We start from the raw sequence: 24,341 nt of genomic DNA on the forward strand, positions 1-24,341 counted from the left end.
ATCTTAATTCGCGGCGGAAAACACCTTTTTGAGCACATCCGTTGTCCAGCGCGCCGGGTCACTGCGAATATCGGCTTCCTGAAGCGCGATATAATGGAAAAGCCCCTCCATTGCCTTATCCGTCGCATGATCGGTCAGCGACGTTTTCAAATCAGGCACAAACGGCAAAGTATCATATTGCCCGACCATCTGATCATACATCGAAAGTGCCCCGGTATCGGCCAGGGCATCGGTAATCACCGGGCGCAGGCGGGCTTCGATATCGGTCCCCGAAACGCGACGGAGATAGCTTGTCGCCGCGTCATCAGGGCCGCTCAGAATGCCTTTGGCATCCTCAAGCGTCATCTGACTGACCGCATTGACCAAAATATCACCGGCCTCGCTCATGGTATCTTCCGCCGCACGGTTCATGCGCAATTCGATTTCATCGGCATAGCTGCCAAGTCCGGCCTTATTCATCAATTGCTGGGCGGTTTTCACACTGTCAGGCAGGGGGATATGCGCCACCGGATCGGCATTAAAGCCATCCTTCACGCCAAGCTGGGCGGTAACGGCCTCCACCCCGGCATCAAGTGCCTGTTTCAATCCCTGCTCAACCGTGTCTGACGACAGGGCAGAAATGGCCGAATTGCTCGCAGTTCCAGAAGACGTGCTACCACTGCCATTTTGCTCCATAACATCGCCCAGCGCGTCCTTTGCCTTGTCAAAAAACGACTGCGCCATCACCGGCGACGCGATGCCGCCTGCCATGATCGCAATGGCAAATGTCACGGCACCCACGCGCACCGTCGAATGGTTTTTCAAAAGCTGCATTTCATATCCCGGTCTGTCATGTGTGTTTACTGTCATGTGTGTTTACTGGCGATTGTTACATGGTGGCCAATAATCATGGCCCGAAAAAGACAAAACCCCGATGCGATGATCGGGGTTTTGCATGTATGCGGTTAGGCCGCGTTATTCAACGACATCGACCTTTTTACCATTCAGCAAAAGATCGGAACCCTCGGCAGAAACCGGGACTTTATCGCCATCCTTGATTCCACCTTCGAGGATCTGCATCGCCAACGGGTTTTGCAGATACCGCTGGATCACGCGTTTAAGCGGGCGTGCGCCATAAACCGGGTCATAGCCCTTTTCCGCCAGCCAATCCTTGGCCGCGTCATCCAAAGCCAGATCAATCTTGCGATCAAACAGAAGCTTTGCCAAACGACCCAGCTGGATTTCGACAATTGTCCCCATCTGCGCACGTTGCAAACGATGGAACAAAATCACCTCGTCCAGACGGTTCAGGAATTCCGGCCGGAACGATGCCCGGACAATTTCCATCACCTGACTGCGAAGCTCGCCACTGTCATGACCTTCTTCCTGCTTGGCAAGAATTTCACCACCCAGGTTGGACGTCAGGATAATCAGCGTATTGCGGAAATCGACAACACGTCCCTGCCCGTCGGTCAAACGCCCTTCGTCAAGAACCTGCAAAAGGACGTTAAACACATCAGGATGTGCTTTTTCGACCTCGTCAAACAGGATCACCTGATACGGACGGCGACGAACAGCCTCGGTCAACGACCCGCCTTCTTCGTAACCGACATAGCCCGGAGGTGCACCGATCAGCCGCGCAACGGCGTGTTTTTCCATGAACTCGGACATATCAATCCGTACCATGGCCTGTTCATCATCAAACAGGAACTGCGCCAGTGCTTTGGTAAGCTCGGTTTTACCCACCCCGGTTGGCCCCAGGAACAGGAACGACCCCATCGGACGGTTCGGATCCTGAAGGCCCGCACGTGCGCGCCGCACCGCATTGGAGATCGAGCGCACGGCATCGTCCTGACCGACCACCCTTTTTCGCAGGGTGTCTTCCATTTCAAGCAGCTTTTCGCGTTCACCTTCCAGCATCTTATCCACCGGAATACCCGTCCAGCGTGACACGATGGATGCGATGTGCTTTTCAGTCACCGCCTCTTCCTTCATGCCATCGGCCTGATCGTCCTCGGCTTTTTCAAGCAGACGCTCAAGGGCAGGGATTTCTTCGTATTGAAGCTGCCCGGCACGATCAAGTTTGCCATCGCGCATCGCACGTTCAAGTTCACCACGCGCGATATCAAGCTGTTCCTTGATATGGGTCGATGCCGCCATTTCAGTTTTCTGTGCTTCCCACTTCGCAGTCAGCGAGGCCGAACTGCTTTCAAGGGCCGACAGCTCCTTATCAAGGCGACCAAGACGATCTTTCGATGCCGCATCGTCTTCTTTCTTAAGCGCCTCACGTTCGATTTTAAGCTGGATGATCCGGCGATCAAGTTCATCGATTTCTTCTGGCTTGGAATCCAGTTCCATCCGCAGCCGCGATGAGGCCTCATCCATCAGATCAATTGCCTTATCGGGCAAAAACCGATCGGTGATATAGCGGTTCGAAAGCGTTGCCGCCGCAACAAGTGCTGCATCGGCAATGCGAACCCCATGATGAAGTTCGTATTTATCCTTGATCCCGCGCAGGATCGATACCGTGTCAGACACAGTTGGCTCAGACACAAACACCGGCTGGAACCGCCGGGCAAGGGCCGCGTCCTTTTCGATGTGCTTGCGATATTCATCGAGTGTCGTCGCACCGATGCAATGAAGCTCACCGCGTGCCAACGCCGGTTTCAAAAGGTTGGAGGCATCCATCGATCCTTCGGCCTTGCCCGCCCCGACAAGCGTATGCAGCTCGTCAATAAACAGGATGACTTCACCGGCCTCGGATTCAATTTCGCTTAGAACCGCTTTCAGACGTTCTTCAAATTCGCCGCGGAATTTCGCCCCGGCAATCAGTGCACCAAGGTCCAAAGACAGAAGCTTCTTGTCCTTAAGCGTTTCAGGGATATCCCCCTTCACAATCCGCAAGGCCAAGCCTTCGGCAATCGCGGTTTTACCCACACCGGGCTCGCCGATCATCACCGGATTGTTTTTTGTCCGGCGCGACAGGACCTGAATGGCACGACGGATTTCCTCGTCCCGGCCAATCACCGGGTCAAGTTTGCCGTCGCGCGCCGCTTCGGTCAGGTCGCGGGCGTATTTTTTCAACGCGTCATACTGGCTTTCGGCACCGGAACTGTCGGCTGTGCGGCCTTTGCGGATGTCATTGATCGCACCATTAAGCGACTGCGCGGTCACACTGGCATCGGCCAAAACCTTGCCCGCCGTTGATTTCGGATCAAGGGCAATGGTCAAAAGCAACCGTTCCGCCGTGACATAGCTGTCACCGGCTTTTTTGGCGACCTCCTGCGCCTGATCCATCAGGCGGGCAAATTCCGATGAAAGGTAAATCTGACCATTCCCGCCGGAAACCTTCGGCAGTTTGGCAAGCTCGGCCGCACAGCGTTGCTGTGCCAGTTTGGGGTTGCCCCCCGATGCCTTGATCAGATTGGCTGCCAGACCTTCTTCGTCGTCCAGCAGCACCTTGAGAAGATGGATGGGCACAAATTGTTGATGGTTTTCCCGCAACGCCAGCGATTGCGCAGACTGAAGGAAACCTTTGGACCGATCCGTAAAGTTTTCAAATTCCATTCCTGTCACTCCTTGAGCCAACAGTGTTTATGAGATGTGGACCTTCTTGGAAGCATCCACGGCGTAAGCGATGAAGAAATTATAGATTTTTTCACCGCCGACTACTTTGATATGTCTCAGTTTAACCCGTTTGCAAGCAGATACCCCTACAAAAGTTGCAAGAATTAATTGTGCACCGCAACACGATTTTCTGTCATTGTTACAGTCTGCGTGAAAACGACCTGAATTTACTGCGAAAGCAGGGGTTGCCCAGCGCAAAACAACACATTAACGTCACGATAAATCCATGCTGGCTCGCCCAAATTTAAACGGCATGGACAATGCGCCATACAGGAAACAAGACAATGACCGTCGAGCTCAAAGCCATCCGACGTTACCCCGTCAAGGGGATGCGCGGGATTGATATGCCCACAGCCACCATCACCGCCCACAAAATGATACCCGATGATCGGCGTTTTGTGATTGCCACCCAGTCGTCAACCGGGCAGGACGGTGTGCATGAGTGGACGCGCAAAAGCAATTTCCTGCAATTGGTCAACACCCCGAAACTGGCCGAGCTTGGCACCGAGTATGACGACGCCACATCAACCCTGACGGTGATGCGCAATGGTCGGGCAATCTGCAAAGGCAAACTTGATGACGCCATGGGCCGCACTGTCATCGAGGATTTCCTCAAGGCATTCCTGAAAAACGACATTGCCGGCACACCGAAAATATATTCTGTTCCGAACACCCAGTTTGGCGACATGAAGGAACCCTATATTTCGATCCTCAATCTGGCCTCGATCCGTGATTTTGGCGAACGCATTGTTCAGGCCGAAATCGATCCGATGCGTTTTCGTGGAAACCTGCTGATTGACGGATTGGCTCCGTGGAAAGAACTGGAATGGGAAGAAGACCAGATCATCAAAATCAATGATGGCACCTTCCGGGTTGTTCACCCCATTACGCGCTGCAAAGCCACCAGCATCAATCCCGATACCGCTGTCTCGGATATCAATGTGCCGTTGATGCTGCGCAAAGGGGTCAATCACCTTTATATGGGCATGTATATTGAGCCCGTCAGCGATGCGGTCATCGCACCGGGCGACACCGTAACCATCGCCTGATCTTATCGAACACAACAGCCGCCTGTTAAAACGCCTGATCTTTTGCTGCGATGAAACGCCGTTCGGGGTCCGGCGTTTTCTTTGGGAGAACCCTCTCTTGGGTTCAGACCCTAATTAAACGTCGGCGCGTGAACAGCAATCCCGGTGAACAGTTCATCGTGATACCAGTCAATCCGGTGCGCCTTGATCGGCGGCACGCCCTTGCGAAACAGAATTTGTTCCTCTTTGGGGAACCGTGCGACTTCTGCTGACCGCAGAATTGGCTGAGCATCCTGTCCCTTTAAATGAACAGGACGGTCTGTCGAACTGCCACCCCCCGTATCATCAAATTTTGACATCGCCGTCAGGCCAGCCACCCAATCAAGGTTGAATGCCCCATCCTGACTAAGCACTGAAATGGCATCCACCCGGCCCACAACGTTTTCCCAGTTCAGACACACATCCATCAAGGCACTGACGCCGCTAAAGCCCGGCCAGACGATCATGCCTTCGCCGTACCCACCGCCCAGCAAGCGTTCAAAAAGTGGCATGCGCCCAACACTTTCGATCCCGTCCATCAGCACAAGAAACTCGGGATCACCGCTTTTCCAATTGCGCTGATTGATCATATTCATCATCCCGGCCAGCATGACGCGGCTAAAGGACGGCTGAACATCGGGCGTATCCCCGCCCACCTGACCAATCACAAAAATCGAAACCGCACTGCTGGCAATGTCGTCAATGTCAAAGCTGCTTTTGCTTAGAACACGCGAAATTTGCGGATTATCAAATTCTGCGGTCAACGCACGACAGGCTTCGATGATCTTCATGCGCTGATCTTCGGTCATATCAAGGATATTAAGCGCAACGTCTGAAATCCGGCCGTCGGCGGATTCAATGTTCATCAATTCTTCAAGGATCTTGTAAAACCGGTGTGACGGCATGATCAGGTTGCGGCGCACCTCGCCAAGATTGCGGTTTTCTTTCGGGCTTGTCTGGATCGTATGAACAATAAAGCCCTGCAACAGCGAACGCGCGATGCGCACTTCCTGCTCGTCAAGTTCCTGAACAAACATCGGGGCCAGCAACGTATCGGCGATCAAACCGGTATCGGTGATCATGCCTTCGCCCTGCTGGCGGATGAAATCAAACGGATTAAACTGATCTGACTCAAAGCCGCTCTGACCGTGCGGATCAATGACAATCAGGTTCTGACCAAGCTTCTTGCGCCGATCATGAATGGCGCGAAAAATGCTGCCATGGCGTTCATAAACAAATAGATTTCCGGTGTGAAGCAACGCATTCGGTTCTGCTGATGCGCGGTAATATTCTTCGGGCGATGTCGAAAATGTCAAAACACGTTTAAGCCCGGATGCCCCGATAAGGCTTTTGTCATCGCCCCAACGGCCAAGAACCATCGACGGATTGCTTTCAAGCATTTTGCGCGCGTTTAAATCTTCACGCTTTGCCCACTGGCCTTCGGCCTTTGTTTTGGCGGCCTGTGCCGGTGACATGGATTTCTTGTTCTTGCTTGGGGATGATCCCTTCATCCGGTTCAAGGCAATCACCACAACAGGAAGGAACATTGGAATGATGAAGCAGACCGCACCAAGAAGTGCTAACTCGTAGTCGCCGTTAAACAACCCAAGAGCAACAACCATTGCGCCAAGCGCCCAAAGCAGCACCATGACGACGCGAAATAAGCCAGTCCCCATCAAAGACTCCCAAGTAGTGGCAATCTGCACCACGCCAACCCATCGCCGCATTGCGGTCATCTCGTCACTTATTATGTGTGACGTTGGTTAAACTGATACCAATAATAATCAACGGTTGCACGGTTTATTCGGCTTTATAATCCAAAGTTTTACACTGCATTTTACCCGCAACCATCCCCACAAGGTGCCGCGAAAAGCACGCATCGCACACAGCAAAACACCCCCGCAGATCTATTTCTGCGGGGGTGTTTTTACGTAAAAGATATCAGGTGTTGTTCGTATCAGGCCGAAACGGGTTCGGAACCATCATCAGATACGGTTTCACCACCTTCGCCGTCTTCATCACGACCAGCAGCCCGGCTGCGCCCGCGACGTGCGGTCGGATGACGCCCACGTGTGCGGGTCGTGCTGCTTGATGCGCGACGCGGTTTCTTTTCTTCACCGTCCGAACCGGCATCCTGCCCTGAATCCTGTGCCGTGCTTTCACCCTCAGATGAAGAAGCAACTGGCGCCGGGGGTTCAGCCGAAGAACCGGCATTGGCATTGGGACGATCAGAGTTCGGTGCACCATCGGAATTTTCAGGTCTGCGGCTGCGACTGCTACGACTGTCCGTACGGCGTGCACGTGGTGCACGTTTCGGTTTGTCTTCTACGCCATCAGCCGATGCAGGTGCTGTATTTTCCTGGCTGGCGTTTTCACTGTTTGCGGACGCGTTTGACGGAGTGTCAGACGTTGCCGCATTTTCAGTGTTTTCGCCCTGATCATCACTTTGATTGGACTGGTTCTCGCCGCGGCCATCACGGTTAACGTGCTGATTACGCGGGCGATTATTACTATTGCTGTTGTTATTGTTGTTACTATTATCGCTGCCGCGTTCGTCGCGACGCTGATTTTCCCACTCCTGCGCAGCTTGCAGGATGCGATGGTAATGTTCAGCATGCTGGTAATAGTTTTCAGCCAAAACCGGATCGTCGGTGCAATCCTTGGCCAGAGAAACGTATTTCTCTTGAACCTGTTGGGCATTGCCACGAACGCGTCCATCTGGACCGTTGCTGTCAAAAGTTTGAAATTTAGGATTTACTGGACGTTTATTAGGCTGTTGCCGTCCGCGCGGACGTTTATTGTTATTTCTCATATCAACATGACTTTGGTGTTGAAGGACAATCCGGTGACATCATCGGCCCCGGAACCACTCCGTCTGAAAAACATATTTCCCGCTAAACAGCACCGATCAAACGGTCTCAAGACAAATCAACCAAGAACCTAATCAGGAACGGAGATTATTAACTGTTTACTGGGGAACACGGCGCTTTCATAAGCGCGTCGGGCACCCGGCCCGTTCAAATCAACCTATATGGCTTGTTCGGTTATTCCAACTGTTTTTTTCAGTCCCAAACGCTTTTTTTCACATAGGACATATGCAAAATGCTGCAGATTAAGTGCAGCACGCTCTACATCACGCAGCGCCCTACCGAACAACGGGTTTTCTTTGCCGCGACGCAACGGACAATTCCGCCCAGATCTTCGCGATGTTCCACACCGACAAATCCCGCCTCGACAAGCATGCGGCCAACATCGTTTTCCTGACCGCGCCCGATTTCAAATATGACAAATCCCGCTGGCTTGGTCAGATCAAACGCCACCTGCGACAATATCCGATAGGCCGCCAATCCGTCGCCTTCATCGGTTAAGGCACGGCGCGGATCAAATTTCTGCACTTCCGGGCTAAGCATGTCCATCTCGTTGCGCGTGATATAGGGCGGGTTTGACATCACAAGGTCAAACCCCTCGGCCCGTTCCCCATCACTAAGCGCCCCCGCCCAGTCCGAAACCCGAAACTCGGCCTGCTCGGCCATATCAAGTGCGCGGGCATTTTCACGCGCACAGTCAACCGCCCCTTCACTGATATCAAGACCAATACCGGTTGCGCCCGGCAAATCGCCAAGGGCCGATAACAACAGACATCCGGTCCCCGTCCCCAAATCAAGGATGCGCGGCGCATCCGCATCCTCAAGAAAATCAATCGCCCACTCAACAAGCGTTTCACTATCGGGACGCGGCTCAAGCGTATCAGGGGCGAGTTTGAAGGTATGGCGCCAGAAATCGCGCTCGCCCAAAATCCGTCCAACCGGTTCATGTCGGGCGCGGCGCGCAATCATATCGCGAAATATTGCGGCCTTTTCGGGCGCAACGTCATCTTCGGGCCATGCTGTGATCCGGCCCCCATCGACACCGGCGGCACGTGCCAGCAAAATACGCGCATCCATACGCGCATTTTCGATCCCGGCGGCGTTCAACGCCGACACCCCATCGGCCATCAAGACACCAAGGGTCGATCCATCATGCTGCGAATTACTGGCCACCATCCCCTCAACTTTCGATTTCAGCCAGTTTCTGTGCCTGTTCTTCGGAAATCAGCGCATCAATCATTTCATCAACTGACGGGCCACCGGCAATGAAATCATCAAGACGATAAAGGGTCAGGTTAATGCGATGATCCGACACACGTCCTTGCGGGAAGTTATATGTCCGGATGCGTTCGGACCGATCCCCGGAACCAACCTGCGATTTACGGTCAGCCGCACGTGCGGTGTCCTTGCTTTCGCGTTCCTGATCATATAGGCGCGACAGCAGCATCTTCATCGCTTTTTCTTTGTTCTTATGCTGGGATTTTGCTTCCTGACTGGCCGCAACCACCCCGGACGGAATATGGGTAATCCGCACCGCACTATCGGTGGTATTGACGTGCTGGCCACCCGCCCCTTGCGAGCGATAGGTATCAATCCGCAGGTCTTTTGGATCAATGCGGATATCAACTTCTTCGGCCTCGGGCAGAACCGCCACTGTTGCCGCAGACGTATGAATGCGCCCGCCGCCCTCGGTAACGGGCACACGCTGTACGCGGTGAACACCACTTTCAAACTTCATGCGGGCAAACACGTCCGTGCCCGACACATTGACAATGACTTCCTTAAACCCGCCAAGATCGTTTTCGCTGGCGTCCATCTGTTCGAACTTCCAGCCGCGCCCTTCGGCATAACGCTGATACATCCGATACAGATCGGCGGCAAACAGCGCGGCTTCCTCGCCGCCCGTACCCGCACGAATTTCAAGGATGGCGTTTTTACTATCCGCACTGTCCTTGGGGATCAGCATCAGCTTAACAGCGTGTTCGGCCTCAGGCAGCTTGTCCTGAATTTCGTATTTTTCCGCCTCGGCCATTTCGCGCATATCGCGATCGCCATCCGGGTCGGCCAGAATTTCCTTGGCATCATCCAGATCGCTCAGAAGCTTTGTATAGACCTCAATCGCCTCAACAATCGGCGACAGTTCCGCATGTTCACGCGACAGTTTGACAAAGTTATCACCATCAAGCTCGCCGCTCGACAGTAGGGAATTGAGCTCGTCGAACCGGCGTACGACGCCATCAAGCTTACCAAGGTCCAAACTCACTCTTTATTCTCCTGTTCGGGGTCGGTTGGGGTGTTTTTATCGCCAACCGGTTTGTCATCAAGTTCAAATAAGCGCGCCAACAGTTTCTGGGCCTTCACCCATTCGACAGTGCCTGCACCATCCGTTGTCGTCGCCAGATCTTTTAGGGCCTGGGTCGGCGTATGCAACAATCGATTAATCAAAAGCCGCGTTGCCTTTTCCGCATCCCCCTGGCTTTCGTTTAAAACATCAGAACGCACCGTTTCAAATCGTTTGCGCAAATCTGCAATTGCCGGAACGGCGGCCCGCTGTGCACGGTCGCGCACAAACCCGTCGATTTCCGCTTCAATCAGGGCCCAGGCTTCTTCGGCCTTTTGTTCACGGCCACCGCGCCCTTCGGCGGCGATATTTTCAAGGTCTTCGATCCGATAAAGGAAAACCTCGTCAATCTCATCGACCTGCGGGTCGATATCACCGGGCACAGCCGTATCAATCATCAAGACCGGGCGATACCGGCGGCGTTTGACCGCCGCCAACGCACGGTCCCGGTCAATCATGTAACGCCGCGATCCCCCCGCAGTCAGAATAAGGTCCGCCTCTGCCATCAGACGATCAAGGTCATCCATTTCCGACCAATGACAATCAAGGCGTCGCGCCACAAGACGGGCGCGTGCGGCCAAACGGTCCGTCACCAGAATGCGGCCAATGCCCCGTTCGGCTAGCGATGCGGCAATCAATTCACCCATGTCACCGGCCCCTGCCAGCAACAGGGTGCAGTTTTTAAGATCACCGTGTAAATCGCGCGCCACCGACTGGGCCGCCGCCGCAATTGAAACAGCCCCCTGCCCGATGCCGGTTTGATTGCGGACCTTTTTGGCAATGGCGTAGGCCGCCTGATAGACCAGTTCAAGTTCACGCCCGACAAGCTCATGCTTGCGCGCAATCCGGTGCGCATCCTTGACCTGACCGAAAACTTCCGGCTCGCCAATCACCAGACTGTCAAGGGATGCCGCCACCGCAAACATATGGCGCAGCGCATCGCGGCCCGAACGAATATAAAGCTCGGCGGCCAGTTGATCCCGATCGACATCCGCCCAAAGCGACATCAGATCAATCAACCGTTCCCGGCCGCGTTCGGCCTCGGACGCCAACAGATGGATTTCAGTGCGGTTGCAGGTCAACACCACAACCGCCTGCCCCAAACGGGCTTGGGCAATCGCGGCAAGAAACTGTGGCAGGCGGGCTTCGTCAATGAACAGACGATCGCGGGTATCTTCGCTGGACCGCCGATGATTGGTGCCGATCACCAATAGGCGATCTAGCGGCCAATCCCCGGCATCTTCATGCGAAATCCCGTCTGCCCCGTCTGTCACGCCTTAACTCATCCTTTGCTGATCACGCCAGCCAGTTGATCAAGGGCCACTTCGCGCTGTTCGCTGCTATCAAGATCGCGCAACTGGGCAACACCGTTTGCCAGTTCGTCATCACCAAGGATCACCGCCATACGGGCATTGGCCTTGTCTGCCCGTTTCAGGCGTTTTTTCATATTGCCGGAATAGCCAAGCTCAACCGCAATACCGGCTTCGCGCAACGTCTGGGCCAGTGCACGGCATTTGGCTTCGGCAGCATCCCCCATCGGAATAAGCGCAACCGGGCGTGGTCCTGCTGGTGCCTCGCCGACCATAAGGGCAAGTCGTTCAACACCTGCCGCCCAGCCAACACCAGCCGTCTGCGGGCCACCCATGGTCGAAATCAGCCCGTCATACCGGCCACCGGCCATGACAGTGCCCTGCGCACCAAGGGTGTTGGTCGTGAATTCAAAACAGGTGTGGCAATAATAATCCAGCCCGCGCACCAGACGCGGGTTCAATTCATACTTGATCCCGATATCGCCAAGCCCTTCGGTCAGGCCCTTGAAGAATTCCTTGCTGTGTTCGTTAAGGTACTCGGCAAACAGCGGCGCATTGACCACCAGTTCGCGGTCCCCGTCATCCTTGGAATCAAGGATACGCAGCGGGTTCTTTTCAAGACGATTGCGGCTGTCTTCCGACAGCTTGTCAAAATGACCCTTGAAATAATCAACCAGAACGTCGCGGTATGCCGCACGGCTTTCCGGATCGCCAAGGGTATTCAGCTCCAGCGTGATGCTGTCCCAAAGACCAAGGGTTTTAAGGATATGCGCGCCGTACCCGATCATCTCGATATCGCCGGCAACCTGTTCAACACCCAGCAGTTCGGCACCGATCTGGTGGAACTGGCGCTGGCGGCCTTTTTGCGGACGCTCATAACGGAACATCGGGCCATAGTAACTGACCTTGACCGGGGACATCTGCTGCATGCCATTGGACATATAGGCACGCGCAATACCGGCTGTTCCTTCGGGGCGCAGGGTGATGCGCTCACCACCGCGATCTTCAAAGGTGTACATTTCCTTGGTTACGACATCGGATGTATCGCCAAGGGTGCGGGCAAACACGTCGGTAAATTCAAAGATCGGCGTGGTCATGCGCTGATAACCATACAACTCGCCAATGTCGCGTGCGGTATTCGCGATATGATCCTGCAGACGGTTCTGTTCAGGCAGAAGGTCATGCGTACCACGGACGGGTTGAAGCGATGCCACTTTGGGTCTCCGATCTTTCTTTAAATCCAGCAATTTGCGCACAAGGCAATTGGGCGCAAATTCATGCGAACATGAAAATAGCTTTCCGCCGGTGTGGCGGAAAGCCAAAACTGATCAATACAACTTTGCTATTCCGCCGCAGCCAGCTTGGCGGCTTCTTCGGCTTCGATTTTTGCCGCACGTTCTTCGACCAGATCGACGATATGATCGACCATCTTTTCCGTGCTGACATTATGATCCGGGCGCCCGGAAATATACATCTTGTGATTGCCACCACCGCCACCGGTCAAACCGATATCGGTTTCACGCGCTTCGCCCGGCCCATTAACAATACAGCCAATGATCGACAGCGAAATCGGGGTTGAGATATGGGCAAGACGCTCTTCAAGGGCGGCCACGGTTTCAACCACGTTAAAGCCCTGACGCGCACATGACGGGCAGGAAATAATCTGAACACCACGGGTGCGAAGCCCCAGCGATTTCAGGATGTCGTACCCGACATGGATTTCCTCAACCGGATCGGCGGACAATGACACGCGCAGCGTATCGCCAATACCGGCCCACAGAAGGTTGCCCATCCCGATGGCTGATTTCACCGTCCCACCGCGCAGGCCACCGGCCTCGGTAATGCCAAGATGCAGCGGATAATCACATGCTTCTGCCAGCCCGTAATAGGCCGCCACCGCCAGAAATACGTCTGATGCCTTGACCGAGATTTTAAATTCGCGGAAATCAAGGTCTTCAAGGATTTTAGCGTGGTTCAGCGCACTTTCAACCATCGCCTCGGGGCATGGTTCGCCGTAACGCTCCAACAGTTCTTTTTCAAGCGACCCGGCATTTACCCCGATCCGCATTGAACAGCCATGATCCTTTGCCGCCTTGACGACTTCGCGCACACGTTCGGTCAACCCGATATTGCCCGGATTGATCCGCAGGCACGCCGCACCGGATTCGGCAGCTTCAATCGCGCGTTTGTAATGGAAATGGATGTCGGCCACGATCGGGACATTGACCTGTTTGACAATCTCCTTAAGCGCGAACGAGGATTCCTGATCCGGGCAGGACACACGTACGATGTCTGCACCGGCTTCTTCCAGACGATGGATCTGCGCAACTGTCGCGTTCACATCGGTGGTCAGGGTGTTTGTCATCGACTGCACCGTGATCGGTGCGTCGCCGCCAACTTCCACATTCCCGACAAGGATTTTGCGGCTTTTGCGGCGTTCAATATCGCGATATGGGCGGACGCTCATTTCCGGTTCCAAAATGTTCAAGGTGTCTTGGGGTGTATATAGCTTATCAAACGCCGATTAGAAACCGTTGGCTGACGGATTTTCTCACCGATTTTGCATGGCAGGCACGAAAAAGGCGACCCAACAGGGCCGCCTTTGACATTTAATCTGTCACACAAACCATTTTACCGGCTCTAGCGTTTACTGAACAGTCGATGTTTCAGCTTCGGTCAAATCATCAACATTCAACGAAAAGTCCGAAATAACCGCCCCGTATTCACCAACCGGAAGGGCTTCGTTCCCGTCGATGCTATAGGTCAGGGCACCGGCATTACCGACTTCAAGCTTAAGCCCGTCACGATTCGGCACGCGGTACGTATCGCCCGCCGTCAACATCCGGGTCAGCAACACATTACCATCAGCTTCGCGAATGCGAACCCAACTGGTTTCCGTCGCTGAAATCGTTACACGGCTGTCAACATTGACCGATCCAAACACGCGCGCACCCCCCGCATCGTCAACGTCAGGTACCTCCGGTACAGACGCAACTTCTGCGGCTGGCGCAGCCGGTGTCGTTTCAGGTGCCGGTTCCGGTGTTTGAGCCACCTGTGCTTGCGGCTCCGCAGCAGGTTCTGCTTGCGCCGTTTCGCTTACGGGCTGTTCTGCAACGTCTGCCGCCGTATTTTCGGCTTCTTCAACCGGGGCCGCAGCAGGTTCTGGTGCGGTTTCGACAACGGCAACATCATTTGACCCTGCACCCTCACCTTCCGGCGTGGTGGCTGAACTTGCAACGGGTGTTTCCACCCCGGCAGGTTCGTTTGCAGTGTCAGACGTATCCGTCGATGAAACCGGCGCTTCGGCTGCCCGTGCCTCAGCCGCGTTTTCAAGTGTCCGCGGCTCAGGTTCTTTCGGTGCAGACGTCGTATAGCTTGCCAGTCGTTCAGGCAGTGGATCGACCAGATCGGCAATGGTTTTGCCCTGGCTTGAAAGATAGTACCACCCGCCGTAAGCCCCAAGTCCAAGCATCGCGGCAATCAAAAGGACTGCCCCGCCTGGAACCCGGCTTTCTTGAACCGGTTTTGGGAACGTCAATTGCGTTCGTGCTGCCGGCGCGTTGTTTTCCTCACGGAAACGACGCGCAATCTCAGCCCCATCAAGGCCAAGATGCTCAGCATATGCTTTGACGAAGCCAAGACCATAGGGACCATTCGGCAAAAGCGAATACTCCCCATTCTCGATGGCTTCGACATAAATTTTACGAATACGAAGAAGCTGGCAAACGTCTTCAACGGTTTGCCCCAACCCGATACGGGTCTGTTTCAAGAGTTGTCCGACATCGGCGTGACCGCCGAGCTGGTTGTTCTCTGCTTCCATCATAATATCATTCGAGGGATTATCCCCGGACAACGGCCTGAAGCGCAGGCGCCCGCGGGCATCCTCATTCAAATGATCTTCCTTTCGCTTTTTGATCGCCAACTCCGCACCCCCACGTTACGATCTAGCAATAAAAATATCAGAAATCCCCACCAAAAGCGATTGTTTTTAAAGTTTTACACCGTGATCTATTGCGAAAGCCTTAAGACGGGATCGCAATGATCTGGTGGAATTATTCATTATCGTCAGAACATAACGTTCAACTTCATACTTGCACATACTTCTAACCATTTCCTTTACAGGACCGATAGACGCAGGTGCCATAGATAAACGCTTTATTCCCAAGCCGATAAGGGCCATTGCCTCTAACGGTCGCCCGGCCATTTCGCCACAAATGGTTAACCGGACATCTTTCTCGTCACACAGCGTCACCAACTGGCGCATAAATGCGAAAACGCTGGGTGATAATGTATCATATCGTCCTTCAATCCGCGGATTACCACGATCTGCGGCAAACATAAACTGCAACAGATCGTTGGTCCCCACCGACAGGAAGTCAACACGCTTAAGCAAGGCCGGTGCCTGCCAGATAAGGGCTGGCACCTCAAGCATCGCGCCAACTTCAACCTTGCGCGGCACAAAACCACGTTCGGCTTCACGCCGTAACTGATCATCAAGCAGGGCTTTCGCCTGATCAAACTCGGCAACTTCGGCGATCATCGGGAACATGATATAAAGATCACGATCATGCCCCGCACGGATCAAGGCGCGCAGCTGATGCACCAGCACGGCAGGCCGATCGAGCGTAATGCGGATTGAACGCCACCCCATTGCCGGGTTCTCTTCAGTCATATCTTCCCAATAGGGCAACAATTTGTCACCGCCGACATCCAGCGTCCGAAATACGATTGGGCGGCCTTCGGCCTGCTCGAAAATACGGTTATATAATTTTGTCTGATCGGTGATGTCGGGCATGGCAGATCGCACCATGAACGGGATTTCTGTGCGGTACAGACCAATACCATCCGCGCCGCTTTCAATGACATGGGGCACATCAATCAAAAGCCCCGCATTGATATTAAGCGAAACATCCACCCCATCGGTCGTACACGACGGCATATCGCGCATCTGCGCATAAAGCGCCTTGCGCTGTGCACGGGCCTTAAGCGCCCCGTCAATAACCGCACGGACATCTTCGCTGGGGCGCACGAACAATTGGGCATTGTCGGCATCCACAATCAGCGGATCGCCGCCTTCGACCTTGTCTAGAACGCCCTTAACCCCGCCAAGAACCGGAATATCAAGGGCACGGGCCACAATCGCCACATGCGATGTATGCGACCCTTCCTCAAGCGCCAGCCCGCGCAAACGGGTGTGATCGTAATCCAGAAGTTCCGCCGGGCCGATGTTGCGCGCCACCAGAATAATTTCATCGGGCAGATCACCAAATGCCGGCGACTGATACTGGCCGGACAAATGCTGCAACAACCGGTTGGCAAGGTCTTCAAGGTCGTGCAGGCGTTCGCGCAAATACGGATCGGTCACCTGCGCCATGCGTGCACGGGTATCATCATGGACCTTCTGCACGGCGGCTTCGGCCGTCAACCCGGTATGGACCGCCTCGGTAATTCGGTTCAGCCAGCCGGTATCCTGGGCGATCATCCGATAGGCCTCAAGGATGTCGCCCGGATCGTCCGCCTCATCAAGGCCGTCAATATCGGAAACCGCCTCAAGCATCTTATCAAGATGGTTCTGCAAGGCCCGCATGGCTTCACGCAACCGGGTCAGTTCTTCTTCCGGGTCGTCTGACACCATGCGGTCAATGACAATGCGCGGCTCATGCAGAACGGCAATCCCCTTGCCAATCCCCGGCGCAAGCCTTGCCCCGCCAAGACGCAGCGGCAAAAGTGCGATGCCATCGGTCGGAATAAGTTCTTCGCGGCTGACCAACTCACCACCGGCGACCATTTCGGCCAGCACCATGGCAACGTTTTCAAGCGCTTCCTGCTCGTCCTCGGAATACAGGCGTTCGGTGCGGTTCTGCACGGCCAAAACGCCAATGATACGGCCCCCGCGCAAGACTGGCACACCGATCATGGAATGATAGATTTCCTCGCCGGTTTCCGGGCGATAGGCAAAGTTCGGATGACTTTGCGCGTCCTTAAGGTTCAGGGGCCGCGCATGGGCGGCAACAAACCCGACAATCCCCTCACCCACCCGAAGGCGCGTCATGTGGATTGCCTCTTTGGACAGACCACATGTCGCAAACAGCTCAAGCACCTCGCCCGCACGCATCACATAGACCGAACACACCTCTGCCACCATATCGGCTGCAATAATGGTCACGATCTGTCCAAGGCGTTCCTCCGCAGTCCCCGGTCCAGCCATAACGTCGCGGACGCGCTTTAAAAGGCGTCGCGGGCCAGAAACTGCGGCGGACGGAATGCTCATCTGTCTTAGTCGTCTCTCTTAACCAGGGATTGAACGGCCTGTTCGACCAGCTCTTCAAGAATTTCGGTAACCGATTGTTCTTTCTTTACCATACCAACCGACTGCCCTGCCATAACCGATCCACTTTCAACGTCACCGTCAATCACGGCACGGCGCAATGCACCCGCCCAGAAGTGTTCAATTTCAAGCTGGGCTTCGCCTTGATCTAGCTCACCTGCGCGGAACTTTTCAATCACCGCACGCTGTTTATCGCGGAATTCATCGGTCCCCTTGTTGGCAAGGGCACGCACCGGAATAACCGGGAAACGATCATCAAGCTGAACCGTGGTAATCGCATCACGTGCGCTGGCACGGATAAAGGCCTTTTTGAAATCGGGATGGGCAATGCATTCTTCGGCACAGACCAGACGCGTTCCGATCTGCACACCAGATGCGCCCTGCTCAAGCAACCCGGTGATTGCTTCGCCGCGCCCAATACCACCAGCACAGAACACCGGAACATCGGCAACATGGGGCAGGATTTCCTGTGCGAGAACCGTCAATGACACCGGGCCAACGTGCCCCCCGGCTTCACTGCCCTCGATCACCAGCGCATCCGCACCCGACCGGATCAGCTTTTTGGTCAGAACAAGTGCCGGCGCAAAACAAATAACCTTGGCAAATTCCTTGGCCTTTTTGATTGAGGCCGATGACGGCAACCCACCCGCAAGAACCACATGCCCCACATTATGTTCGCGGCAAACCTCGATCAGGTCATCAAGCATCGGATGCATGGTGATCAGATTGACGCCAAACGGCTTCTTGGTCATTTCCTTGGTGGCGGCAATTTCAGCCGACAGCAAATCCGGCGTCATCGAGCCACAGGCAATCACCCCGAAACCACCCGCATTCGACACAGCCGACACAAGGTGACGTTCTGACACCCACGACATTGCGCCAGCCATAATGGCGTAATCGGTTCCCAGAAAGTCTTTGCCCGCTGCCCACAATGTTTCAAGGCGCGCGCGTGCTGCGTCAAATTTCGGATCGCTCATATTGTCTGTACCCCAAAGCAGAAATGCAGGGAACGCGAGGTCCCCTGCCATTTCATCAAGAAAGCTGAAACCAAGAAGCCCCAGCTAGTATGTAGTATTATACTTACTTTAACAGTGGCTTAATCGCGTAAAAAGCGAATGCCCCGCTAAATTTAATCGGCATCCAGACCGTATGCGGTGTGCAGGGCACGAACCGCAAGTTCGGTATATTCCTCGGCGATCAGAACACTGACCTTGATTTCCGAGGTTGAGATGACCTGAATGTTGATGCCCTTTTCAGCCAGGGTCTCAAACATTTTGCGTGCCACGCCAACATGGGACCGCATCCCAACACCAATGATCGACACTTTGGTCACATCCGATGTGCTCAGCAGTTCCTGATAGGCGATATGCGCCTTGTTCTTTTCAATGACCTGAAGCGCACGCTGGAATTCTCCGCGCGGAACGGTAAAGGTCATATCCGTGCTTTTCCCGTCTTCAGAGACGTTCTGCACGATCATGTTGACATTGATGTTCGCATCAGCCAACGGGCTGAAGATAGAAGCAGCGATGCCCGGCTTGTCCGCAACTTTGACCAAGGTAATCTTGGCTTCGTCACGGCTATAGGCAATCCCGCTTACGACTTCCTGTTCCACGATCTCGTCCTCGTCTACAACAAGTGTTCCTTCTGCTTCGCTAAAGGTCGAACGGACCTGAACCCGGACGCGATGGTTCATCGCCATCTCAACCGATCGGGTCTGAAGGACCTTCGCACCCAGCGAAGCGAGTTCCAGCATTTCTTCGTAGGTAATCTTATCAATCTTGCGCGCCTTGGGCACGATCCGCGGGTCGGTGGTATAGACCCCTTCAACATCGGTGTAGATATCGCAACGGTCCGCATTCAATGCCGCCGCCAGTGCCACCGCCGATGTATCGGACCCACCACGGCCCAGCGTGGTAATCCGGTTATCGGGTGCAATCCCCTGGAACCCGGCCACACAGACAACTTCGCCACCATTCAGGCGTTTATCAAGTTCGGTGGTGTCGATTTCCTTGATGCGTGCCTTGGCATGTGCGCCATCGGTCTTAAGCGGAATTTGCCATCCCAGCCACGACCGTGCTGCCACATCCATGCTTTGCAGGGCCATAGCCAAAAGGCCGACAGTCACCTGTTCGCCCGACGATACGATGACGTCATATTCACGCGCATCATACATCGGCGACACTTCCTGTGCCCAGCCAACCAGTTCGTTGGTCTTGCCCGACATCGCCGAGACAACAACCGCAACCTGATTGCCTGCATCGACCTCGGCTTTAACCCGGCGTGCGACATTCTTGATTTTTTCGACATCGGCGACTGAAGTGCCGCCAAATTTCATGACAATACGGGCCATGAAGTATCCCCGCTATGCTCGCCGTCGATCGGCTGTCCGAAAATGACGGCATGTGATCCGGTGCCGAACCAAGGGTGCATGCTCTATATACAGCGCTACTCCTGATCCGGGCGGCGTTATCAATACTGCCATACGCATTGCGAAACAAGCATCAACCAAGCCGATAAATTGCGTCGATGCATTTTTTCTCTGCAAAAATGCTCCCAATCGTTCGTGATGGGCAAATTCAATGAAATTTTCCACGAATTTTACCTAATAACCCTGATCATCCATACATTTTGCGCAGGGCACCTTTTCCAAAGTCACCAGCCCCCCTAAACGCCTTAAGAAAGATCGCTTGCACGTCCATCCCTACCAACATATGACAGCCACCGCTTTGCACCGAAGTATTGCCTTGCCAGGCGTCCCCGCGTAAACAATGCAGAGCACAGCATATTTGACATCACGCCTTCGGAGCCACGCCATGTCGGAAGCCCCCACCAAAACCAGCCGCACTGCCAATGCCGAGGAAATTGCACGTTTTGCCGCCATGGCTGAAGAATGGTGGGACCCAAATGGGGTGATGAAGCCGCTGCATAAATTCAACCCGGTGCGCCTACAGTTGCTTCGCGACAATATTTGCGCCCATGTGGGTCGCGATCCCAACACCATTGAACCGCTCAAGGACATCGAAATCATCGATATCGGCTGTGGTGCGGGCCTTCTGTCCGAACCGCTTGCCCGCATGGGGGCCAAAATGACCTCCGTCGATGCGGCGCAAAACAACATCGATGTCGCCAAGGTCCACGCCCAACAATCCGGGCTGGAGATCGACTATCGCTGCGGCACGCCCGAAATGCTGGCCGATGAGGGCAAGCAGTTTGACGTCGTGCTGAACATGGAAGTCATCGAACATGTCGATGACCCGCAGTTTTTCATGCAGGCTTGCGCGTCGGTGCTTAAACCGGGCGGCTTGATGTTTATCGCCACCCTGAACCGCACACTGAAATCCCTTGCCCTTGCTAAGATTGGTGCGGAATACATTCTGCGCTGGGTGCCCGCCGGAACCCATGATTGGCGCAAATTCGTCAAACCATCAGAAATGTCGGGTTACTTGCGTGGTTCCGGACTTGAGATGGTTGATATCACCGGCGTCGCCTATAACCCGATCAATGACAAATGGTCCCCGGCCCCACGCGACCTTGACGTCAATTACATGGTGATTGCACGCAAACCTGCGGCGTAAAGACGGGCAAACGCTTGCTTCAACCTGACGCGACGACAGGTGATAGAAACCTGATCTCTTGATCAGTTTTTCTTGGTCTTGTCGTCCCAGGGCAAGGCATGAATATCAATGCCCTCATCGACCAGTTCGGCAGTTTCCTTGATCGACGCTTCGCCGTAGATGCCGCGCTTTTCGGTTTCGCCATAATGGATTTTGCGGGCTTCTTCGGCAAATTTGGTGCCGACATTCTCGCAATTTGTTTCGACCTGTTTGCGGATTTCGGCAATCGCGGTCTTGGTGGCTTCGGCAACCGCCTTCTGACGCTGTTTTTCAGCAGCATCTTCTTTTTGGCGTGTCGTGCGAAGACGTGGCGCCATCAAGGCCTTGCCAACATTGGACGTCCCGCAAACCGGGCAGGATAAATCACCCCCGGCGGCCTGCGCGTCATAGGTCGCGCCGTCCTTGAACCAGCCTTCGAATTCGTGATCATGTTCGCATTTAAGCTGAAATAGAATCATGATGGTATGTGTGCAAACCGTATTGATCGCATGACGATATGATACCTGTAATATGGCCCTACGGGCAAACATCGCCAGCCACAGGCAAAACCCTCAATAAACAAGATTTATGAAAATGTCATCCCAATTGCCGTCACACTGGATCACCCAAAATGTCCCTTCACCTGCACCGGGGCACAACCGTGCACTTGATGTTGCGTGTGGCAAAGGACGGCATAGTTTCTGGCTGGCCCAACACGGATGGCAGGTAACCGCCCTTGACCGTGATCTTTCCCAAACCGATTGCGCCGCCGATGCACGCATTGACTGGCTGCAAGCCGACCTTGAAACCGGCCACTGGCCGTTGGGCACCCAGCAGTTTGACCTGATTGTTGTGGTCAATTACCTGCACCGCCCCCTTTTTGATCATCTGCGCGATGCGGTCCGGTCTGGTGGCACCCTGATCTATGAAACATTCATGACCGGCAATGAAAAACATGGCCGCCCGCGTTCTCCTGACTTCCTGTTACAAGAAGACGAACTTCTGACCGCGTTTTCCGGCTGGCGCATAGTCAACCAGATGCAGGGTGACGTTTACCACGAAAACGCCCCACATCCCCATGCTGTCAAACAGGCCATAGCTGTCCGAAAGCACTAAAAGCCATGGGGAAAATTTTGCTTTTTCCGTGCGCAGTCGCAAAGCAAAAAAACAACACAAGTGTCACACTCATCGCGCACATCTTTCTGGCATCTTCCTCTTTATTGGTTTCACCGCCCGCCAAAAAGAGAGAGAGAATTTGCCATGAACGAACAATTTGAAATTATCGAAGATCAAGACGACATCCCATCTAATCCAACCAGCAACCCCCGCGTTGCCGACCTGATCAATGCGCGTCTTTCCCGCCGTGGATTTTTCAAGGGCCTCATGGCAACTTCCGCCGTTGCGGGTGCCTATATGGCAACCAATGGCGTGGTCCGCGCACAGGATGCATCGACCCTGACCTTTAAGTCGATCCCACAGAAAATCACAAAAACCCACGCTGTTGCCGATGGCTATGATGCCAATATTCTCATTCGTTACGGCGATAAGGTTGTGGCTGATGCGCCGGCGTTCGTGCCAGGGGCCGTTGATGCCGTCTCGCAAAACAAACAGTTTGGGTATAATAACGATTTCATCGCGTTCATGCCGCTGCCGGTTGGTTCTGACACCTCCGATCACGGCCTGCTATGCGTCAATCATGAATACACCAACGCCGAACTGATGTGGCCGGGTCTCAAAGATGCGATGGGCGTGTCTCAGGAACAGGCACTTCATGAAATTGCCGCCCACGGGCATTCCATCGTTGAAGTCAAAAAAACCGGCGGCACGTGGCAAGTCATCGACGGATCGAAATATGCACGCCGTATCTCTGCTCTTGATACAGAAATGGTCATTACGGGTGCGGTCGCAGGCCATGACCGCCTGAAAACCAGCAGTGACCCAACCGGCACGCGGGTTATCGGCACACTTAACAATTGTGCTGGCGGCAAAACCCCTTGGGGCACGATCCTGATCGCCGAGGAAAACTTCAACGGATACTTTGGTGGTGACATCAGCAAAACCAACGAAGAACGCAATTACAAGCGCCTGGGCATCAGCACGGACAGCTGGTACAGCTGGGTCAAATATTTCGACCGCTTCAATGTGGAAAAAGAACCCAACGAGCCGAACAAATTCGGCTGGATGGTCGAGATCGATCCGTATGATCCGACCTCAACGCCCAAAAAACGTAGCGCCCTTGGCCGCTTCAAGCACGAAGGCGCTACCGTCATTCTCAACAAAGACAACTCGGTTGTCGCCTATTCCGGAGATGATCAGCGTTTCGATTACTTGTACAAATTTGTCGCATCGAAGAAATTTAATCCGAATGACCGCGCCGCCAATATGGACATTCTTGAAGACGGCACGCTTTACGTTGCCAAATTCAACGAAGATGGCAGCGTAAACTGGATGCCACTGGTTCACGGTGATGGTCCGCTGACAGCCCAAAACGACTTTAACAGTCAGGCCGATGTTCTGATCGAAACGCGCCGTGCTGCTGACCTTCTGGGCGCAACCCAGATGGACCGCCCCGAAGATGTCGAACCCAACCCGGTCAATGGCAAGGTCTATGTCATGCTGACCAACAACTCAAAACGCAAAGAAGCCAATATCGTCAATCCGCGCGTTGAAAACATCCATGGTCACGTGCTCGAGCTGACCCCTCCGGGTGGCATGGGCAAGGACGCCGATCACACCGCTGATACCTTCACGTGGGATATCTTCCTTCTGGGTGGTAATCCGGCAAATTCAGACGACAAATCGTCGTATCATCCCGGCGCCGAAAGCTGGGTTTCCTGCCCCGACAACATGGCCGTCGACCACAAGGGACGCTTGTGGATTTCAACCGACGGCGCGCCAAAATCAGATATTCCGGACGGCATGCATGCAACCGACGTATCTGGTGCGGGCCGGGCCTTGACCAAATTCTTCTTTGCGTGCCCGGAAGGTGCTGAAATGTGCGGTCCGGAATTCACCCCGGACGGCACGACCTTGTTTGTCGCGGTCCAGCATCCTGCGGATGGCTCGACATTTGACGCGCCAAGCACGCGCTGGCCGGACTTTGCCGATGGCATGCCTCCGCGTCCATCCGTTGTCGCAATTACCAAGCAGGATGGCGGCGAAATCGCCAGCTAGTCGCACCAGACACATGACCTATAAGAACAAGCCAGCTGCATATCGCAGCTGGCTT

At 54.3% G+C, this 24,341-nt stretch carries 18 protein-coding genes; 4 read left to right on the forward strand and 14 right to left on the reverse strand.

Annotated features, from left to right (window positions below; genetic code table 11):
- Positions 1-3 precede the first annotated feature (3 nt).
- Both AC0VXT_RS14565 and clpB read right to left on the reverse strand, forming a co-directional pair.
- Complete coding sequence (locus AC0VXT_RS14565) at positions 4-849, reverse strand: DUF4197 domain-containing protein (protein WP_475545991.1); 846 nt, start codon at positions 847-849, stop codon at positions 4-6.
- Positions 850-954: 105 nt separating this feature from the next.
- Positions 955-3,546, reverse strand: coding sequence for an ATP-dependent chaperone ClpB (clpB, locus tag AC0VXT_RS14570; RefSeq protein ID WP_475545992.1), 2,592 nt, complete (start codon positions 3,544-3,546; stop codon positions 955-957).
- A gap of 344 nt (positions 3,547-3,890) precedes the next feature.
- On the opposite strand from clpB, the gene AC0VXT_RS14575 reads away from it, so the two are divergent.
- Positions 3,891-4,655, forward strand: a complete 765-nt coding sequence (locus AC0VXT_RS14575; protein WP_475545993.1) for an MOSC domain-containing protein — start codon at positions 3,891-3,893, stop codon at positions 4,653-4,655.
- A gap of 110 nt (positions 4,656-4,765) precedes the next feature.
- Here the strand turns inward: AC0VXT_RS14575 and AC0VXT_RS14580 are convergent, their stop codons facing one another.
- The 11 genes from AC0VXT_RS14580 to AC0VXT_RS14630 form a co-directional block, all read right to left on the reverse strand.
- Positions 4,766-6,349, reverse strand: coding sequence for a type IV secretory system conjugative DNA transfer family protein (locus AC0VXT_RS14580; protein ID WP_475545994.1), 1,584 nt, complete (start codon positions 6,347-6,349; stop codon positions 4,766-4,768).
- A 281-nt stretch (positions 6,350-6,630) separates the two neighbouring features.
- Positions 6,631-7,485 carry a DUF4167 domain-containing protein gene (locus AC0VXT_RS14585; protein ID WP_475545995.1) on the reverse strand — a complete coding sequence of 285 codons (855 nt, stop codon included), beginning with the start codon at positions 7,483-7,485 and terminating at the stop codon, positions 6,631-6,633.
- A 316-nt stretch (positions 7,486-7,801) separates the two neighbouring features.
- Positions 7,802-8,716, reverse strand: coding sequence for a peptide chain release factor N(5)-glutamine methyltransferase (gene prmC, locus AC0VXT_RS14590; protein WP_475545996.1), 915 nt, complete (start codon positions 8,714-8,716; stop codon positions 7,802-7,804).
- Positions 8,717-8,720: 4 nt separating this feature from the next.
- Complete coding sequence (prfA, locus tag AC0VXT_RS14595) at positions 8,721-9,803, reverse strand: peptide chain release factor 1 (RefSeq protein ID WP_475545997.1); 1,083 nt, start codon at positions 9,801-9,803, stop codon at positions 8,721-8,723.
- Complete coding sequence (gene hemA, locus AC0VXT_RS14600) at positions 9,800-11,155, reverse strand: glutamyl-tRNA reductase (RefSeq protein ID WP_475545998.1); 1,356 nt, start codon at positions 11,153-11,155, stop codon at positions 9,800-9,802. The genes prfA and hemA overlap by 4 nt, the downstream gene beginning before the upstream one ends.
- 8 nt (positions 11,156-11,163) lie before the next feature.
- The gene (gene hisS / locus AC0VXT_RS14605; protein WP_475545999.1) at positions 11,164-12,405 is read right to left on the reverse strand and encodes a histidine--tRNA ligase; all 1,242 of its coding nucleotides are present in this window, start codon (positions 12,403-12,405) and stop codon (positions 11,164-11,166) included.
- A gap of 128 nt (positions 12,406-12,533) precedes the next feature.
- Entirely contained in the window at positions 12,534-13,658 is a 1,125-nt protein-coding gene (ispG, locus tag AC0VXT_RS14610) for a flavodoxin-dependent (E)-4-hydroxy-3-methylbut-2-enyl-diphosphate synthase (RefSeq protein ID WP_475546000.1), read from the reverse strand.
- Between the two features lie 180 nt (positions 13,659-13,838).
- Positions 13,839-15,014, reverse strand: a complete 1,176-nt coding sequence (locus tag AC0VXT_RS14615; protein ID WP_475546001.1) for a helix-turn-helix domain-containing protein — start codon at positions 15,012-15,014, stop codon at positions 13,839-13,841.
- A 165-nt stretch (positions 15,015-15,179) separates the two neighbouring features.
- Positions 15,180-17,462, reverse strand: a complete 2,283-nt coding sequence (gene ptsP / locus AC0VXT_RS14620; protein WP_101299878.1) for a phosphoenolpyruvate--protein phosphotransferase — start codon at positions 17,460-17,462, stop codon at positions 15,180-15,182.
- 5 nt (positions 17,463-17,467) lie between these two features.
- Positions 17,468-18,496, reverse strand: coding sequence for an NAD(P)H-dependent flavin oxidoreductase (locus AC0VXT_RS14625; protein ID WP_475546002.1), 1,029 nt, complete (start codon positions 18,494-18,496; stop codon positions 17,468-17,470).
- Between the two features lie 152 nt (positions 18,497-18,648).
- A complete protein-coding gene (locus AC0VXT_RS14630; protein WP_475546003.1) occupies positions 18,649-19,869 on the reverse strand; it encodes an aspartate kinase in 1,221 nt (406 codons plus the stop codon).
- Between the two features lie 463 nt (positions 19,870-20,332).
- Between AC0VXT_RS14630 and ubiG the strand changes: the two genes are divergently transcribed.
- Positions 20,333-21,094, forward strand: a complete 762-nt coding sequence (gene ubiG / locus AC0VXT_RS14635; RefSeq protein WP_475546004.1) for a bifunctional 2-polyprenyl-6-hydroxyphenol methylase/3-demethylubiquinol 3-O-methyltransferase UbiG — start codon at positions 20,333-20,335, stop codon at positions 21,092-21,094.
- A gap of 62 nt (positions 21,095-21,156) precedes the next feature.
- Here ubiG and AC0VXT_RS14640 read toward each other — a convergent pair whose 3' ends face one another.
- A complete protein-coding gene (locus AC0VXT_RS14640) occupies positions 21,157-21,591 on the reverse strand; it encodes a DUF1178 family protein (RefSeq protein WP_022733080.1) in 435 nt (144 codons plus the stop codon).
- A 115-nt stretch (positions 21,592-21,706) separates the two neighbouring features.
- Between AC0VXT_RS14640 and AC0VXT_RS14645 the strand changes: the two genes are divergently transcribed.
- Together AC0VXT_RS14645 and AC0VXT_RS14650 are read left to right on the forward strand one after the other, a co-directional pair.
- Positions 21,707-22,228 (forward strand): class I SAM-dependent methyltransferase, encoded by a 522-nt coding sequence (locus AC0VXT_RS14645; RefSeq protein WP_475546005.1) that lies wholly within the window; start codon positions 21,707-21,709, stop codon positions 22,226-22,228.
- A 144-nt stretch (positions 22,229-22,372) separates the two neighbouring features.
- Positions 22,373-24,286 carry a PhoX family protein gene (locus AC0VXT_RS14650; RefSeq protein WP_475546006.1) on the forward strand — a complete coding sequence of 638 codons (1,914 nt, stop codon included), beginning with the start codon at positions 22,373-22,375 and terminating at the stop codon, positions 24,284-24,286.
- The last annotated feature ends 55 nt before the right edge of the window (positions 24,287-24,341 follow it).

Source organism: Thalassospira sp. Z349TD_5 (assembly GCF_056173045.1).

Excerpts from the sequence above, each read along its gene's own strand:
- AC0VXT_RS14565 (WP_475545991.1), bottom strand. The coding sequence starts at position 849 with ATGACAGTAAACACACATGACAGACCGGGATATGAAATGCAGCTTTTG.
- clpB (WP_475545992.1), bottom strand. The coding sequence starts at position 3,546 with ATGGAATTTGAAAACTTTACGGATCGGTCCAAAGGTTTCCTTCAGTCT.
- AC0VXT_RS14575 (WP_475545993.1), top strand. The coding sequence starts at position 3,891 with ATGACCGTCGAGCTCAAAGCCATCCGACGTTACCCCGTCAAGGGGATG.
- AC0VXT_RS14580 (WP_475545994.1), bottom strand. The coding sequence starts at position 6,349 with ATGGGGACTGGCTTATTTCGCGTCGTCATGGTGCTGCTTTGGGCGCTT.
- AC0VXT_RS14585 (WP_475545995.1), bottom strand. The coding sequence starts at position 7,485 with ATGAGAAATAACAATAAACGTCCGCGCGGACGGCAACAGCCTAATAAA.
- prmC (WP_475545996.1), bottom strand. The coding sequence starts at position 8,716 with ATGGTGGCCAGTAATTCGCAGCATGATGGATCGACCCTTGGTGTCTTG.
- ispG (WP_475546000.1), bottom strand. The coding sequence starts at position 13,658 with ATGAGCGTCCGCCCATATCGCGATATTGAACGCCGCAAAAGCCGCAAA.
- AC0VXT_RS14615 (WP_475546001.1), bottom strand. The coding sequence starts at position 15,014 with ATGATGGAAGCAGAGAACAACCAGCTCGGCGGTCACGCCGATGTCGGA.
- ptsP (WP_101299878.1), bottom strand. The coding sequence starts at position 17,462 with ATGAGCATTCCGTCCGCCGCAGTTTCTGGCCCGCGACGCCTTTTAAAG.
- AC0VXT_RS14625 (WP_475546002.1), bottom strand. The coding sequence starts at position 18,496 with ATGAGCGATCCGAAATTTGACGCAGCACGCGCGCGCCTTGAAACATTG.
- AC0VXT_RS14630 (WP_475546003.1), bottom strand. The coding sequence starts at position 19,869 with ATGGCCCGTATTGTCATGAAATTTGGCGGCACTTCAGTCGCCGATGTC.
- ubiG (WP_475546004.1), top strand. The coding sequence starts at position 20,333 with ATGTCGGAAGCCCCCACCAAAACCAGCCGCACTGCCAATGCCGAGGAA.
- AC0VXT_RS14640 (WP_022733080.1), bottom strand. The coding sequence starts at position 21,591 with ATGATTCTATTTCAGCTTAAATGCGAACATGATCACGAATTCGAAGGC.
- AC0VXT_RS14645 (WP_475546005.1), top strand. The coding sequence starts at position 21,707 with ATGTCATCCCAATTGCCGTCACACTGGATCACCCAAAATGTCCCTTCA.
- AC0VXT_RS14650 (WP_475546006.1), top strand. The coding sequence starts at position 22,373 with ATGAACGAACAATTTGAAATTATCGAAGATCAAGACGACATCCCATCT.